The 16227-nt window shown below is 57.8% G+C and carries 14 protein-coding genes; all 14 read left to right on the top strand.

What is annotated here, in order from left to right; translation table 11 throughout:
• The first annotated feature begins 79 nt into the window (after positions 1-79).
• The 14 genes from pyrR to metK all read left to right on the top strand — a co-directional run bounded on the left by pyrR (position 80) and on the right by metK (position 16221).
• A complete protein-coding gene (pyrR, locus tag WG939_RS00940; RefSeq protein WP_339981647.1) occupies positions 80-631 on the top strand; it encodes a bifunctional pyr operon transcriptional regulator/uracil phosphoribosyltransferase PyrR in 552 nt (183 codons plus the stop codon).
• A 3-nt stretch (positions 632-634) separates the two neighbouring features.
• A complete protein-coding gene (locus tag WG939_RS00935; RefSeq protein WP_339981646.1) occupies positions 635-1561 on the top strand; it encodes an aspartate carbamoyltransferase catalytic subunit in 927 nt (308 codons plus the stop codon).
• A 2-nt stretch (positions 1562-1563) separates the two neighbouring features.
• Complete coding sequence (locus tag WG939_RS00930) at positions 1564-2904, top strand: dihydroorotase (RefSeq protein WP_339981645.1); 1341 nt, start codon at positions 1564-1566, stop codon at positions 2902-2904.
• Between the two features lie 22 nt (positions 2905-2926).
• Entirely contained in the window at positions 2927-4069 is a 1143-nt protein-coding gene (carA, locus tag WG939_RS00925; RefSeq protein ID WP_445227862.1) for a glutamine-hydrolyzing carbamoyl-phosphate synthase small subunit, read from the top strand.
• Between the two features lie 27 nt (positions 4070-4096).
• On the top strand, positions 4097-7435 hold the full coding sequence (gene carB / locus WG939_RS00920; protein WP_339981642.1) for a carbamoyl-phosphate synthase large subunit: 3339 nt from the start codon (positions 4097-4099) through the stop codon (positions 7433-7435).
• Complete coding sequence (pyrF, locus tag WG939_RS00915; protein WP_339981641.1) at positions 7436-8275, top strand: orotidine-5'-phosphate decarboxylase; 840 nt, start codon at positions 7436-7438, stop codon at positions 8273-8275.
• A 217-nt stretch (positions 8276-8492) separates the two neighbouring features.
• Positions 8493-8819, top strand: coding sequence for an integration host factor, actinobacterial type (gene mihF / locus WG939_RS00910; RefSeq protein ID WP_339981639.1), 327 nt, complete (start codon positions 8493-8495; stop codon positions 8817-8819).
• Between the two features lie 6 nt (positions 8820-8825).
• Complete coding sequence (gene gmk / locus WG939_RS00905) at positions 8826-9407, top strand: guanylate kinase (RefSeq protein WP_339981637.1); 582 nt, start codon at positions 8826-8828, stop codon at positions 9405-9407.
• An 84-nt stretch (positions 9408-9491) separates the two neighbouring features.
• Complete coding sequence (gene rpoZ / locus WG939_RS00900; RefSeq protein ID WP_339981635.1) at positions 9492-9779, top strand: DNA-directed RNA polymerase subunit omega; 288 nt, start codon at positions 9492-9494, stop codon at positions 9777-9779.
• Between the two features lie 291 nt (positions 9780-10070).
• Positions 10071-11384: an HAAAP family serine/threonine permease gene (locus WG939_RS00895; protein ID WP_339981633.1), complete on the top strand. Its 1314-nt coding sequence runs from the start codon at positions 10071-10073 to the stop codon at positions 11382-11384.
• A 27-nt stretch (positions 11385-11411) separates the two neighbouring features.
• Positions 11412-12788, top strand: coding sequence for an L-serine ammonia-lyase (locus WG939_RS00890; protein WP_339981631.1), 1377 nt, complete (start codon positions 11412-11414; stop codon positions 12786-12788).
• Between the two features lie 90 nt (positions 12789-12878).
• Entirely contained in the window at positions 12879-13670 is a 792-nt protein-coding gene (locus WG939_RS00885; RefSeq protein ID WP_339981630.1) for a helix-turn-helix transcriptional regulator, read from the top strand.
• Between the two features lie 23 nt (positions 13671-13693).
• Positions 13694-14935 (top strand): bifunctional phosphopantothenoylcysteine decarboxylase/phosphopantothenate--cysteine ligase CoaBC, encoded by a 1242-nt coding sequence (gene coaBC / locus WG939_RS00880; RefSeq protein ID WP_339981628.1) that lies wholly within the window; start codon positions 13694-13696, stop codon positions 14933-14935.
• Positions 14936-14997: 62 nt separating this feature from the next.
• Entirely contained in the window at positions 14998-16221 is a 1224-nt protein-coding gene (gene metK / locus WG939_RS00875; protein WP_339981627.1) for a methionine adenosyltransferase, read from the top strand.
• The last annotated feature ends 6 nt before the right edge of the window (positions 16222-16227 follow it).

The raw sequence follows: 16227 nt of genomic DNA, 5'->3' as shown, positions 1-16227 counted from the left end.
GTGCTAAGGTGGCTGTTGTCATACCAGCATAGAGACATCCTTTAATGGTCCGCACAGAGAGGCGGGGAAGGAGGTCACGATGAGCGACACCATGGAAACCGAATTGCTGTCCGCAGCAGATGTCGGTCGCACCGTGGCGCGAATCGCGCACCAAATTATTGAAAAGACGGCCCTAGACGCGGGGCAGACCCGCGTGCTTTTGCTTGGCATTCCATCTGGGGGAGTACCCCTCGCGCAGCGTCTGGCTGCAAAGATCGAAGAATTTTCTGGTGTGGCGGTGCCCACCGGCTCCCTCGATATCACCCTCTACCGCGATGACCTGCGCACTAAGCCGCATCGCGCGCTTCTTCCAACAGTTATCCCAGAATCCATCGACGATGGGACTGTGATCCTCGTCGATGATGTGCTGTTTTCCGGACGCACCATCCGCGCCGCGCTCGATGCGCTCCGCGATGAAGGCCGTCCAGCCAACATTCAACTAGCGGTACTGGTTGACCGCGGTCACCGGCAGCTGCCCATCCGTGCGGATTACGTCGGCAAGAATCTTCCCACGTCCAAGGACGAAGACGTCATCGTTCGCTTGTCGGAAATCGACGACCATGACGGCGTTTTTATCAAGCGAGAGAGCTAGAGCATGAAGCACCTCCTGAGCATTTCCGATCTCACCAAAGACGAAATCATTGGCCTCCTCGATGAGGCAGACAAATTCCGGGAAGCGCTCGAAGGACGGGAGGTGAAGAAGCTGCCGACCTTGCGTGGTCGCACCATCTTCACCATGTTCTACGAGAACTCCACCCGTACTCGGTCCTCATTCGAAACCGCTGGTAAGTGGATGAGCGCGGACGTTATCAACGTCTCCGCCACTGGATCCTCGGTGAAGAAGGGCGAATCCCTCAAGGACACTGCGTCCACCCTTGGAGCCGTTGGTGCCGACGCAATTGTCATGCGTCACCCGTCGTCAGGCGCTGCCCAGCAGGTTGCGCAGTGGCTCGGCCCAAACGGTCCGTCCATCATCAATGCTGGCGATGGCGCGCACCAGCACCCAACCCAGGCGCTTCTCGACGCCGTGACGATGCGTCAGTGCCTCGGTCGCCTCACCGGGCTCAAGATCGTCATCGTCGGTGACTGCCTGCACTCTCGTGTCGTTCGTTCCAACGTCGAGCTTCACGCAGCTCTGGGCAACGAGGTTGTGCTGATTGCGCCACCAACGCTGCTGCCTACCGGAGTCGAGAATTGGCCGGTGCGCTTCGGCTACGACATGGACGCCGAAATCAAGGATGCCGACGTGGTGATGATGCTCCGTGTTCAGCAAGAACGTATGCACGGTGGATTCTTCCCATCGCACCGCGAGTACGCCACCTTGTACGGCATGTCAAAGGCGCGCGCTGCTTCGATGCGTGAAGATGCGATTGTCATGCACCCAGGTCCAATGCTTCGCGGCATGGAAATGAACTACCACGTGGCGGATGCCCCTCAAACCGCAGTACTGCAGCAGGTCAGCAACGGTGTGCACGTGCGCATGGCTGTGCTGTTCACCACCTTGATCGGGACGGAGAGCTAGACATGAACTTCCCTGAAACTGGACAATTGGCTCCGGCAGCACAACAGACGCTGCTCATCAAGAATGTCCGTCCCTACGGTGAAGATGCTGTTGACGTTTACATCGTCGATGGCGTCATTGACCGGATCGGTGCAGCTTTGGATGTTGAAGCTGACCGCATTATCGACGGCCGTGGGCAGGTCCTGCTTCCAGGCCTCGTCGACATGCACGTTCACCTCCGTGAGCCTGGTCGCGAGGATACGGAAACGTTGGCAACCGGCTCCGCCGCAGCGGCAAAGGGTGGCTTCACCGCGGTGTTCACCATGGCCAACACCATGCCAGTCCTTGATCAGCCAACCATTGCTGAATCGGTATGGCTGAAGTCCCAAGCTATCGGCCTGTGCGATGTCCACCCGGTTGGTTCCATCACCAAGGGGCTGGAAGGCAAAGAGATCACCGAGTTCGGCATGATGGCCCGCTCTGCTGCGAAGGTCCGCATGTTCTCCGACGACGGCAAGTGCGTGGATAATCCAATGATCATGCGCCGCGCCATCGAATACGCCAAGGGCCAGGACGTACTGCTGGCACAGCACTGCGAAGACCTACGACTGACCGACAACGCTCCAGCCCACGAGGGCGAAACCGCAGCGCGCCTCGGCCTGCGCGGCTGGCCGCGTGCAGCGGAAGAGTCCATTGTCGCCCGTGACTCCCTGCTGACCCGTGACTACGGCACTCGCATGCACATCTGCCACTTGTCCACCGTTGGATCGGTTGAGCTGGTGAAGTGGGCAAAGTCCCAAGGTATTCCGATCACCGCAGAAGTGACGCCACACCACCTCATTCTGACAGACAAGCTGCTTGAGACCTACGACGGCGTTTACCGCGTCAACCCTCCACTTCGCGAGGATCACGACACCGTCGCGCTTCGCCAGGCACTTCTGGACGGCGTCATCGACTGCGTCGCGACCGACCATGCACCGCACGGCTCCGAGGAAAAGTGCGTGGAGTTCGAACACGCTCGCCCGGGCATGCTCGGCCTCGAAACCTCATTGGCGATCATCGCCGACACTTTTGTCCGGACCGGCCTTGCGGATTGGCGCTGGGTGGCAAAAGTCATGTCCGAGCGCCCAGCCGAGATCACCCGCTTGCCTGGTCACGGCCGACCAGTTGCAGAAGGCGAGCCAGCAAACCTCACATTGATTGATCCAGACTGCACGTGGATCGCCCGAGGTGAAGACATGGACTCCAAGGCCGAAAACACGCCGTATGAGGGCATGGAGTTCCACACCAAGGTCACCACCACGATCCTTCGTGGCCACGTAACCTGTGCTGAGGGTAAGGCTGCAGAGCCACACACCGTATAATTTGCATTAGACTGAATAATTTCTGAAAGGCTCTACTGTGTTTAACGACGTACCTGCAAAGTTGGTGCTCGCGGACGGTCGCATTTTTACCGGCCTCGGTTTCGGCGCAACCGGAACCACCCTGGGCGAAGCGGTTTTTACCACGGCTATGACCGGTTACCAGGAGTCCATGACGGACCCGTCATTCCATCGTCAGATCGTGGTCGCTGCGGCGCCACAGATTGGCAACACTGGCTGGAACGATGAGGACTACGAGTCCCACGACCACCGAATTTGGGTCGCCGGCCTCGTGATTCGTGACCTCTCGGCCCGCGTCTCCAACTGGCGTGCAGAGCGCTCGCTGGAAGATGAGATGAAGAAGCAGGGTGTTATCGGCATCTCTGGCATCGATACTCGCGCTCTGGTTCGCCACCTTCGTAATCACGGCTCCATCGCGGCCGGCATTTTTGCTGGTGACGACGCCCTGAAGTCCGACGAAGAGTTGGTGAAGGTAGTCAAGGATCAACCATCGATGGCGGGAGCTGACCTTGCAGCTGAGGTCGCTACGAAGGAGCCATACGTGCTCGATCCGGAGGGGGAGCACAAGTACACCGTCGTGGCATACGACATGGGTATCAAGTCCCAGACCCCGCGTAACTTCGCAGCACGCGGCATTCGCACCGTCGTCGTTCCGGCGAACACCCCATTTGAACAGATCAAGCAGTACAACCCGGATGGAGTCTTTATCTCCAACGGGCCCGGTGACCCTGCCACCGCAGACGTCATGGTCGGCATCGTAGGGGAGATCATTAAGGCAGACCTGCCTCTGTTCGGCATTTGCTTCGGTAACCAGATTCTCGGCCGTGCTCTGGGACTGAAGACCTACAAGATGAAGTTCGGCCACCGCGGTATCAACATTCCGGTCAAGGACCTGATCTCCGGCCGGATCGACATCACCTCCCAGAACCATGGCTTCGCCCTGGAAGGCGAGGCTGGCATGGAGTTTGAATCTCCGTTCGGCCCTGCACGCGTCACGCACGTTTGCCTCAACGACGGCACCGTCGAGGGCGTCGCGCTGAAGAACGGTCGCGCCTTCTCAGTCCAGTACCACCCAGAGTCTGCGGCTGGTCCGCACGATGCTAATCCATTGTTCGATCAGTTCCTGGCTCTGCTGGGTTCTAAGTAAACCGACGACCGCTACGAGGAGATAACAATGCCAAAGCGTAACGACATCAAGCACGTACTGGTCATCGGTTCCGGCCCGATCGTCATCGGCCAGGCCTGCGAATTCGACTACTCGGGCACCCAGGCGTGCCGCGTGCTCAAGCAGGAGGGCCTGCGCGTCACCCTGATCAACTCCAACCCGGCCACCATCATGACCGACCCGGAGTTCGCCGACCACACCTACGTGGAGCCTATTCAGCCGGAATACATCGAGAAGATCTTTGAAAAGGAGATCGAGCAGGGCCACCCAATTGACGCCGTGCTTGCAACGCTCGGTGGCCAGACCGCACTGAATGCCGCCATCCAGCTGGATCGCCGTGGCTCTCTGGAGAAGTACAACGTCGAGCTCATCGGCGCTGACATCCCAGCCATCCAGCGTGGCGAGGATCGCCAGATGTTCAAAGACATCGTGGCCAAGATCGGTGGCGAGTCCGCACGTTCCCGCGTTTGCCACAACATGGAAGAGGTTCACGAGACCGTCGCAGAACTCGGTCTGCCAGTGGTCGTTCGCCCATCCTTCACCATGGGTGGCCTCGGATCCGGCCTTGCGTTCAACAACGAGGACCTCGAGCGTATCGCAGGCGGTGGCCTGGCCGCGTCCCCTGAGGCCAACGTCCTCATCGAGGAATCGATCCTCGGTTGGAAGGAATATGAGCTCGAGCTCATGCGTGACGGCGACGACAACGTCGTGGTTGTCTGCTCCATCGAGAACGTGGACGCCCTCGGCGTGCACACGGGTGACTCTGTCACCGTGGCTCCTTCCATGACCCTGACCGACCGCGAGTTCCAGGTCATGCGCGACCAGGGCATCGCCATCATCCGTGAGGTCGGCGTGGACACCGGTGGCTGCAACATCCAGTTCGCCATCAACCCGAAGGACGGACGCATCATCACCATCGAGATGAACCCACGCGTATCCCGTTCCTCCGCACTCGCTTCTAAAGCCACCGGCTTCCCAATCGCGAAGATCGCAGCGAAGCTCGCCATCGGCTACACCCTGGACGAGATCACCAACGACATCACGGGCGAGACGCCAGCGGCGTTCGAGCCAACCCTTGACTATGTCGTCGTAAAGGCGCCACGCTTCGCTTTCGAGAAGTTCGTTGGCGCAGACGACACCCTCACCACCACCATGAAGTCTGTAGGCGAGGCCATGGCACTGGGGCGCAACTACATCGGCGCACTGGGCAAAGTCATGCGCTCCCTGGAGAACAAGCAGGCTGGCTTCTGGACCGTACCTGACGAGGTGTTCGCTGGCGAGCGCGCCACCGACGTTGCTGCCGTGCTTGAGGATCTGAAGCGCCCGACCGAGGGACGCCTTTACGACGCCGAACTGGCCTTGCGCCTCGGCGCGAGCGTTGAGGATGTGTACGCAGCATCCGGCATTGATCCTTGGTTCCTCGGAGAGCTCAAGGAACTGGTTAACTTCCGTCAGGTGCTCATCGATGCACCAACCCTGAATGAGACGCTGCTGCGTCGCGCAAAGTTCATGGGTCTGTCTGACCGCCAGATCGCTGCACTGCGCCCTGAGTTTGCTGGCGAGGACGGCATTCGCCGCCTGCGCTGGTCGCTCGGCATCCGCCCGGTTTTCAAGACTGTGGACACCTGTGCTGCAGAGTTCGAGGCAAAGACTCCGTACCACTACTCGGCCTACGAGCTCGATCCAAACGCTGAATCTGAGGTAGCTCCTCAGACCGAACGAGACAAGGTCATCATCCTTGGCTCTGGCCCGAACCGCATCGGCCAGGGTATCGAATTCGACTACTCCTGTGTCCACGCAGCACTCGAGCTCTCTCGCGTCGGATACGAGACCGTCATGGTTAACTGCAACCCAGAGACCGTCTCTACCGACTACGACACTGCCGACCGTCTGTACTTCGAGCCACTGACCTTCGAAGACGTGATGGAGGTCTACCACGCGGAATCCCAGTCCGGCAACGTAGCTGGCGTTATCGTTCAGCTCGGAGGCCAGACCCCGCTCGGACTCGCACAGCGCCTCCGCGACGCCGGCGTTCCGGTAGTTGGCACCACTCCTGAGGCCATCAACCTGGCTGAAGACCGTGGCGAGTTCGGCGAGGTGTTGCGCAAGGCAGTACTGCCTGCTCCTGCGTTCGGCACCGCAACCTCCTTCGAGGAGGCCCGCTCCGTAGCCAACTCCATCGGCTACCCAGTGCTCGTTCGCCCGTCCTACGTGCTTGGTGGCCGCGGCATGGAGATCGTCTACGACGAAGATTCCCTCAAGGACTACATCGAGCGCGCAACCGAAATCACGTCGGACCACCCAGTGCTCGTTGACCGCTTCCTGGACAACGCCATCGAGATTGACGTCGACGCCCTGTGCGATGGGGAAGAGGTCTACCTCGCTGGCGTGATGGAGCACATCGAGGAAGCTGGCATTCACTCCGGCGACTCTGCTTGTGCACTCCCTCCGATGACTCTTGGCGCGGAAGACATCAATAAGGTCCGTGAATCCACCAAGGCGCTGGCCCATGGCATCGGCGTTAAGGGCTTGATGAACGTCCAGTTCGCCCTGAAGGACGACATTCTGTACGTCATCGAGGCCAACCCTCGCGCGTCTCGTACCGTGCCTTTTGTCTCTAAGGCAACCGGTGTGCCGCTGGCTAAGGCCGCTTCCCGCATCATGCTGGGTGCAACCATCGCGGATCTGAAGGCTGAGGGCATGATTCCTTCTGACCACGATGGCGGTTCCTTGCCACTCGACGCACCAATTGCAGTCAAGGAAGCAGTCTTGCCATTCAACCGTTTCCGCCGCCCAGACGGTACCATGTTGGACTCCCTGCTTAGCCCGGAAATGAAGTCCACCGGTGAGGTCATGGGTCTTGCCGATAACTTCGGCGCGGCCTACAACAAGGCTGAGGCAGCTGCATTCGGCGAGCTTCCTGTTGAAGGCACTGTCTTCGTTTCTGTTGCTAACCGCGACAAGCGCAGCCTGATCTTCCCGATCCAACGCCTGGCTACCCTCGGCTTCCGAATCCTCGCAACCTCCGGCACCGCTGGCATGCTGCGTCGCAACGGTGTCCCTTGTGAGACCGTTTTGAAGCAGCACGAGGCAGGCGAAGGCGAGCAGTCTATCGTCGACATGATCAACGCAGGTGGCGTGAACCTGATCCTGAACACTCCGGCAGGAACCGCAGGCGCACGAACCGATGGCTACGACATTCGCGCGGCAGCCGTTAACGCAGGCATTCCGCTCGTGACCACGGTTCAGGGTGTCACGGCCGCTGTCCAGGGCATCGAGGCACTGCGCGCTGGCGATCTAGGCGTGCGCGCGCTGCAGGAACTCGACCATTCCGTAGGGGAGAAGTAAATGGAAACCTTCGGCAGCAAACTGCTCGCCATCACCGCAACCCGCGGACGGCTGTGCGTGGGCATTGATCCGCACCCTTCGCTGCTCAGTGCCTGGAACCTACCGGTGTCTGCCGAAGGTGTTGCCGAGTTCTCGCGGCTGTGCGTCGAAGCTTTCGGAGACACCGTGGCCATGGTGAAGCCACAGGTCGCATTCTTCGAGGCCTACGGCTCGCGTGGCTATGCAATCCTGGAAGAAACCATGGGTGCGCTGCGTGAAAAGGGCACGTTGGTGCTTGCCGACGCCAAAAGGGGCGATATCGGGTCCACGATGGCTGCCTATGCCATGGCTTGGCTTCATCCAGAATCCTCTCTTACCTGCGACGCAGTGACAGTGTCCCCATACCTTGGAGTCGGCTCTTTGGAGCCTGCGTTTGAGCTCGCCAATGCTCATGGAAAGGGTGTGTACGTCCTGGCTGCTACGTCGAACCCTGAAGGTGTTTCTATCCAGGGAAACCGCAACAGCGGGGGAGAGACCGTTGCTCAGCAAGTCGTCGATGAGCTTGCTCAGTTGAACCGCGTAAGTACTCCGCAGGGGCAGCCAGGCAATTTTGGTGTCGTCGTTGGAGCTACATTGCAGAATGCTCCGCGACTAAATGACCTTGGTGGTTCCGTCTTGTTGCCGGGTGTCGGCGCCCAAGGCGGATCAGCTGAGGACGTTGCTCGCCTGTCGGCGGGGGTAGAAGCGTTGGCTGTCCCTAACATCTCCCGCGCAGTGCTCAAAGCCGGCCCTGATGTTGAGGCCCTGCGGGCTGCGGCACAGGTAGCGGCACGAGATTTTCCTGGTATTTCTCCGCGCTAAACAATGCAAGTGACCTGGGGTTTTCCCGGGTCGCTTTTGCATTCTCTTAGAGTTGCGACATGCGATTATGCAAGTGTCACCACGGCTTTTGCTGGATTAGTGCTAGACTTATCGAAGCTCGCCAGGAAACACCTGAAAAGGCACAGTTTCCGGTGGGAAGTAATGGATTGCATGAGATGTGCATGACCAACCAAATTTATTTGAATCGGAGGAACTCGTGGCCCTTCCAAAGTTGACCGACGAGCAGCGCAAAGAAGCCCTCGCAAAGGCTGCTGAGGCCCGCAAGGCTCGTGCAGAGCTGAAGGAAAAGCTCAAGCGCGGTGGCACCAACCTGAAGGAAGTTCTTGATCAGGCACAGTCTGACGAGATCATCGGCAAGACCAAGGTTTCCGCACTTCTCGAGGCTATGCCAAAGGTTGGCAAGGTCAAGGCTAAGGAAATCATGGAAGAGCTTGAGATCGCTCAGACCCGTCGTCTGCGTGGCCTTGGCGACCGTCAGCGTCGTGCTCTGCTCGAGCGCTTCGGTTTCTCTGAGGACGACTAATCCACGATGACTGGCGATAACCAAAGGGGCAACCTCGTCGTTCTGGCGGGCCCGTCTGCGGTAGGAAAATCTACTGTGGTTAGTCGCCTTCGGGAAGAAGTTCCCGGTCTTTACTTCTCTGTTTCAATGACCACCCGGGCTCCTCGCCCGGGTGAGGTCCATGGGCGTGACTACTTCTATGTCACACCAGAGGAGTTTCAGCAGCACATCGACCGTGGCGAAATGCTCGAATGGGCAGACATTCACGGTGGATTGCAGCGTTCCGGAACCCCCGCCGGTCCTGTGCTTGAAGCTCTTGAGGCTGGCCGTCCAGTGCTGGTTGAGGTTGATCTCATCGGTGCTCGGAACGTCGTCAAGGCGCTGCCTGAGGCGCAGACCGTGTTCCTGGCGCCTCCGTCTTGGGAAGTGCTCGTCGAGCGCTTGACCGGACGTGGAACTGAAGCTGAAGAAGTAATTGCACGACGTCTCGAAACTGCTCGCGAAGAACTTGCGGCGCAGGAAGAGTTTGACCACATCGTTGTCAATGACAATGTTGATGATGCGGTCAACGCTATTTCGACGATTCTCTGCACCCCACGCGCTAGCTAGGGATTAGCCAAATTCTTTGCGGGCTGGCTAAAATAAGAGCCCGCATTGATCTACATGTAACCAACGAACCTTGAAAAGGTGTAAGTGACTCCAGTGAGCAACGAAACCGCCACCACTGCTGCAGTATTTGACCAGCCTGTGGGTATTACCGATCCGCCGATCGATGAGCTATTGGACAAGGTGTCCTCTAAGTACGCTTTGGTAATCTTCGCTGCGAAGCGTGCGCGTCAGATCAACAGCTACTACCAGCAGGCGGACGAAGGCGTATTCGAGTTCGTTGGCCCGCTGGTAACTCCTGAACCTCAGGAGAAGCCACTTTCTATCGCATTGCGAGAAATTAACCGCGGAATGCTTGATCACGAAGAGGGATAATAAACCTTTCGCAACGTGATAACGCCCGATTCTCCCTGGTGAGAATCGGGTTTCCTGCGTTTTTAGGTGGAAAAAGTTGGCCAATCTCACAGTGTGATAATAAACGCCCTCTCAGACTAATAAAGTTATTGCGCTAAGAAATTTCTTTCTTTACGATGAGAAGTGATCCCGAGGAAACAACGGGAATATGAAGAACCAACAGTTAAATCTTGTGATGTGTTGTGGGCACTGTCGGATCGACAAACTTCCTGAAAGTTTCTTCTCCCTTCTCACCTAAGTTGGAGATTTCCCATGGCAAGTCAGCTGGCACACGACGTGCGTTCATCTGATCCAAACTCACCTGCACCTCGTTGGGGCAAGACCGACACTCTTTGGACCCTCAGCCTCTTCGGCACCGCAATCGGCGCAGGCGTTCTCTTCCTCCCAATCAACGCGGGCATCGGCGGTATCATCCCGCTCCTCATCATGACCGCCATCGCCTTCCCAATGACCTTCTGGGCTCACCGCGGCCTCACCCGCTTTGTGCTTTCCGGTAAGGGCGAAGAAGACGACCTCACCGCAGTCGTCACCGAGCACTTCGGCCTCGGAGCCGGCTCGTTCATGACGATCCTGTACTTCCTCTCCGTCTACCCAATCCTCTTGGTGTACTCGGTCACCATCACCAACACGGTGAACTCCTTCATGTCTCACCAGTTGGGCATGACGCCTCCACCACGCGCAATCATGTCCTTCATCCTGGTTGCCGCCCTCATCTTTATCGTTCGTCTGGGCCAAGACGTCGTGGTCAAGGTTATGTCCGCCCTGGTCTTCCCATTCATCGCAGTTCTCGTTGCACTGTCTCTGTACCTGATTCCTAACTGGAACACTGCACTGTTCAAGACCTTCGATCTCGAGGTTGCTTCCCAGGCTTCCGGCCACGGCCTCGTTGTCACCCTGCTGCTGCTCGTCCCAGTTATGGTGTTCTCCTTCAACCACTCTCCAATCATCTCCTCCTTCGCAGTGGACAAGAAGAAGGAATACGGCGTACACGCAGACAAGAAGACCGGCCACATCCTCGCCGCTGCTGAAGCCCTCATGGTTATCGTGGTTATGTTCTTCGTGTTCTCCTGCGCACTGAGCCTGTCTCCAGAGAATCTTGCAGAAGCTAAGGCACAGAACATCACCGTCCTGTCCTACCTGGCAAACCACTTCGACAACCCAGTTATCGCATGGGCTGCACCAATCATTGCAATGGTCGCCGTCGCAAAGTCCTTCCTTGGTCACTACCTCGGTGCAGCAGAAGGCTTCGAAGGCCTCATCATCGAAGCTGCTCACGCTCGTGGCAAGGAATTGAAGCGCACCAAGTCGCTGTCCACCATCACGCTGCTGTTCATGCTGATCACCGCATGGCTCACCGCCTGGTCTAACCCATCCATCCTCGGCATGATCGAGACCCTGTGTGGCCCAACCATCGCAGTCCTGCTCTTCCTGATGCCAATGTGGGCAATCCACAAGGTCCCTGCACTCGCAAAGTACAAGGGCAAGGCCTCGAACTACTTCACCTTCTTCATGGGCCTGGTTGCCTTCGGCACCATCTTCTACACCGTCATCCACGCCTTCATGTAGCGCTGAAACCGAAAAGGAAACAAGAAAATGTTTATCAGTGCACTCGATATGTTCAAGATCGGCATCGGTCCATCGAGCTCTCACACGCTCGGCCCAATGAAGGCTGGTAAGGCCTTCGTGGATCAGCTCGCCGAAGAAGGATTGATCGAAAAGGTAACCCGAGTTCAGGGCGACGTCTACGGCTCCCTTTCTCTCACCGGCATCGGTCACTCCACTGACAAGGCCATCATCATGGGTCTGGCTGGCTTCAGCCCAGAAACCGTTGACATCGACGGCATGCCAGTGTTCCTCGAGCGGGTATACCAGAACGAAAAGTTCTGTCTCCGCTGCGGCGACATCGAAGTTGACTTCCCACGCAACAAGGGCATCGTGTTCCACGAGGAAAACCTTCCTCTCCACGAAAATGGCATGACTCTCACCGCTTTCGCTGGGGAAGAGATCCTGCTCCACAAGACCTACTACTCGGTTGGTGGCGGCTTCATTGTCGACGCTGAGAGCTTCGGCAAGGCGCAGGATAACCCGGTCAAGGTTCCCTACGAGTTCGCAAACGCAGAGGAAATGCTTGAGTTCTGCGAGCGCGATGGCCTGACGCTCCCAGAGCTCGCATGGGCCAACGAACTTGCAGTCCGTCCGGAAAACGAAGTTATCCACCACCTGGTCAAGGTCTGGGACGTCATGCAGACCGGCATTCGACGTGGATCCTCAGAAGGCGGCGTGCTGCCAGGCGATCTCATGGTCCCTCGTCGAGCAGCCAGCCTGCGCGAGCAGCTCGAAAAGGGCATGGGTGATGATCCATTGGTCATCATGTCCTGGATCAACATGTTCGCACTGGCCGTCTCTGAAGAGAACGCCCTCGGCGGTCGTGTAGTCACTGCTCCGACCAACGGTGCGTGTGGCATCATCCCAGCTGTGCTTTCTTACTACGACAAGTTCGTGAAGAAGGTCGAACGCGACGACTTCATCAATTACTTCCTCGTTTGCACCCAAATCGGCGCGCTCTACAAGATGAACGCATCGATCTCTGGCGCAGAGGTTGGTTGCCAGGGTGAAGTAGGCGTTGCCTGCTCCATGGCTGCCGGTGGACTCGCTCAGCTCCTCGGCGGTACCCCCGACCAGGTGTGTAGTGCAGCGGAAATCGGCATGGAACACAACCTTGGACTCACCTGTGATCCAGTGTGCGGACAGGTCCAGGTTCCGTGCATCGAGCGCAACGCAGTGGCAGCTGTCTCGGCCATCAATGCCGCTCGTATGGCACTCCAGCGCGACACGAAACCTACCGTATCCTTGGACAAGGTCATCACGACCATGTACGAGACCGGCAAGGACATGAACGCCAAGTACCGTGAAACATCTCTGGGTGGTCTAGCCAAGAATGTGCACCCTGCTTTGGCTCCCTGCTCTTAGTGGGAGGTCAAATGCATCATGGTTCGCACAGTGAAGTTGTATTCTATAGAGAATCAACTACCTAGAGTCACCACCCAGAATCGAGTCCACATGCCAGAGGCACAATCCATCCTCCCAGATCAGGAGCGTGCACAACGACCCAACATTCTGAACGCCTACATTCCGCTCGTGCACTTTCTCGGTGAGGCCATCGGCCCCAACTGCGAACTAGTTCTGCACGATCTGGATGTACCGGATCACTCGATCGTGGCCATCGCCAATGGCCACATCAGTGGCCGTCAGATTGGTGGTCCAGTGACTGACTTCGCACTCCGCTTTATGCGCCAGGGTTCAAAGTCAAACGCTACATCCATGACTGGCTATCGAGCAGTCAATGCTGAGGGTCGGATCTGTCGCTCATCCAGCTACTTCATTCGAGATGAAGACGGCACGCTTCGCGGCATGTTGTGCATCAACGTGGATATCACCGAACTGGAAGTTGCGCGAGATAACTTGACCAAGTTCCTCGGTGATGGTGAGGTGCAGCCAAAGACAACCTCATACCCCGATAAGCTCGAAGCTATTCGGAACCTGTTCCCTGAGCAGCAGGAGGCTCCAGCAGAGGAGACTCCAGCTGCGGAGGAGACCAGTGGCCAAGGGGATGAGATGTTGGAGAGCCTGCGCTCCAGCCTGCAAAGCTTGCTGGATTCGATGTTGGATACCGCCGTCGCAAAGCAAAGCGTGGCCCCTGACAGGATGCAATCTGCGGAGCGCATCGAAGTGGTTGCGGATTTGGACGAAGCTGGATTCTTCCTCCTCAAGGGTGGAATCGCAGCGGCAGCCAAGCGACTGCAGGTATCCGAGCCAACAATCTATCGCTACCTGGTAAAGGCACGCGCATAACAGAGTTCGTCTATCGTTGGGGTGTGAACAAATGCCTCAACATCGTAGTCGGAGTCTCCGGCGGGATCGCAGCCTACAAGGCCTGCGGTCTCGTCCGCATTTTCAAGGAGTTGGGCCACAACGTCACCGTGGTACCAACTCCTTCTGCGCTTCAATTCGTCGGCGCGGCCACATTCGAAGCTCTTTCTGGTAATCGAGTGTCCACGACCGTGTTTGAGGCAGTCGATGAAGTGCAACACGTCCGCGTCGGCCAAGAAGCTGATCTGGTCGTGATTGCCCCGGCAACAGCAGATGTAATGGCCAGGCTTGTGGCTGGGCGAGCTGACGACTTGCTTACCGCAACCTGTCTAGTGGCGACTTGCCCTATCGTGGTGGCGCCTGCGATGCACACCGAGATGTGGAACAACGCTGCAACAGTCGCAAATGTGCAGACACTGCGCTCGCGCGGAGTCACTGTGCTCGACCCAGCCTATGGACGCCTCACAGGCAAAGATTCGGGCCCAGGGCGTCTACCGGAGCCGATCCAAATTGCCAATCTGGCTCTTACTGCACACTCGGTAGGCGGCTTCTCTCGCGACATGGAGGGCAAAAAGGTCCTCATTACGGCTGGCGGCACTCAGGAGAACCTGGACCCTGTCCGATACCTCGGCAATCGATCCTCGGGACGACAGGGATTCGCGCTAGCTGAAATAGCGGCTCAACGTGGCGCTCAGGTGACCATTATCGCTGGTTCTACGGACGCTCTGGAAACTCCGTGTGGCGCGACTGTAGTCAAGGTTTCGTCTGCGCGTGAGATGGCAGCAGCCGTCGATGAGCGAGCTGAGGGTGCTAACGTGATCATCATGGCGGCGGCCGTCGCAGACTTCCGTCCCGAGACGGAGGCAGGGGCAAAACTGAAGAAGGGCAGCGACGACGATTCGCTTCACACTCTGCGCCTCGTGGAAAACCCAGACATTCTTGCTGGAACTGTTGAGCGACGGAAGCGTGGTGAGATCGGAGAGTGCATCATCGTCGGTTTTGCAGCCGAGACCGGTTCCGATACCCAATCGCCACTGGAGCTTGCGCAGGCAAAACTGGCCCGAAAGGGTTGTGACCTCTTGATGTGCAATCAGGTGGGCAAGGGGAAGGTGTTTGGCCAACTTGATAACGCTGGCTGGTTGCTCTCGCCAGGTGCGGAACCGGTGGAAGTCCCGAGCGGTACCAAGTTTGAAGTCGCGTCCAAAATTTTGGATGAAGTAGTGGGCAAGGACATTTTGCCTTCTTAGACAGCTTAGTCTATTGTTGGTGTCATTCAAGTAATCCACGTTCTTTAAGTGAAAGAAACACATTGACTAACGCACATTCAGCTGTTCGTCTCTTTACCAGCGAATCAGTCACTGAAGGCCACCCAGATAAGATCTGCGATGCTATCTCTGACACGATTCTGGACGCCCTCTTGTCTGAAGATAAGAACGCGCGTGTTGCCGTGGAGACGGTTGTCACCACCGGTTTGGTGCACATTGTTGGCGAGGTTCGTACCACGGGCTATGTGGAAATCCCGGCGCTTGTTCGACACAAGCTTCGTGAAATCGGCTTCACCAGCTCCGAAGTCGGCTTCGATGGCACCACGTGTGGCGTAACCGTTGCAATTGGCGAGCAGTCCCAGGAAATTGGTGCGGGCGTCGACAATTCGCTCGAAACACGCGACGGTGACAGCGACGATGAGTTCGCCAAGGCAGGCGCCGGCGACCAGGGTCTGATGTTTGGCTACGCTTCCAACGAAACCCCGGAGTACATGCCACTTCCGATCGCGCTGGCTCACCGGCTTGCTCGTCGGCTGACCCAGGTCCGTAAGGAAGGCATCGTTCCTAACCTGCGTCCAGACGGCAAGACCCAGGTCACCTTCGCTTACGATGCTGATGATAAGCCTAAGTACCTGGACACGGTGGTTATTTCGACTCAGCACAGCCCAGAGGCAACTCAGGAATGGCTGCGCGAACAACTCCAAGAGCACGTTCTGGATTGGGTTATCAAGGACGCAGGCCTCGAACACTTCGTAACCGACGAGTTGAAGCTGCTGGTCAATCCATCAGGTTCCTTCATTCTAGGTGGCCCAATGGGTGATGCCGGTCTTACCGGCCGAAAGATCATCGTTGACACCTACGGTGGCATGGCTCGCCACGGTGGCGGAGCATTCTCCGGTAAGGATCCAAGCAAGGTTGACCGCTCGGCTGCCTACGCAATGCGTTGGGTGGCGAAGAATATCGTTGCGGCGGGACTTGCTGACCGCGCAGAAGTCCAGGTTGCCTACGCCATCGGTCGCGCGACCCCAGTTGGCCTGTACGTGGAAACCTTCGGCACGGCTCGCGAGGGCCTTACCGACGAGGCAATCCAGGCAGCGGTCAATGAAGTTTTCGACCTTCGACCTGCAGCCATCATCCGCGACCTCGACCTCCTGCGACCTATCTACGCGCAAACTGCGGCCTACGGTCACTTCGGACGCACCGACCTCGATGTGCCATGGGAGCAACTCAATCGGGTTGACCAGCTCCGCACTGCCGCTTTGGGGTAAACTCCC

Source organism: Corynebacterium sp. H130 (assembly GCF_037572395.1).
Taxonomy (GTDB): Bacteria; Actinomycetota; Actinomycetes; order Mycobacteriales; family Mycobacteriaceae; genus Corynebacterium.
The sequence above is the reverse complement of the archived record's forward strand: the minus strand, read 5'-3'. Positions and strand labels throughout refer to the sequence as shown.

Bases quoted from the DNA above. Each gene is read 5' to 3' on its own strand.
- pyrF (WP_339981641.1), top strand. From the start codon at position 7,436: ATGGAAACCTTCGGCAGCAAACTGCTCGCCATCACCGCAACCCGCGGA.
- pyrR (WP_339981647.1), top strand. From the start codon at position 80: ATGAGCGACACCATGGAAACCGAATTGCTGTCCGCAGCAGATGTCGGT.
- WG939_RS00885 (WP_339981630.1), top strand. From the start codon at position 12,879: ATGCCAGAGGCACAATCCATCCTCCCAGATCAGGAGCGTGCACAACGA.
- carB (WP_339981642.1), top strand. From the start codon at position 4,097: ATGCCAAAGCGTAACGACATCAAGCACGTACTGGTCATCGGTTCCGGC.
- WG939_RS00895 (WP_339981633.1), top strand. From the start codon at position 10,071: ATGGCAAGTCAGCTGGCACACGACGTGCGTTCATCTGATCCAAACTCA.
- WG939_RS00935 (WP_339981646.1), top strand. From the start codon at position 635: ATGAAGCACCTCCTGAGCATTTCCGATCTCACCAAAGACGAAATCATT.
- WG939_RS00930 (WP_339981645.1), top strand. From the start codon at position 1,564: ATGAACTTCCCTGAAACTGGACAATTGGCTCCGGCAGCACAACAGACG.
- gmk (WP_339981637.1), top strand. From the start codon at position 8,826: ATGACTGGCGATAACCAAAGGGGCAACCTCGTCGTTCTGGCGGGCCCG.
- WG939_RS00890 (WP_339981631.1), top strand. From the start codon at position 11,412: ATGTTTATCAGTGCACTCGATATGTTCAAGATCGGCATCGGTCCATCG.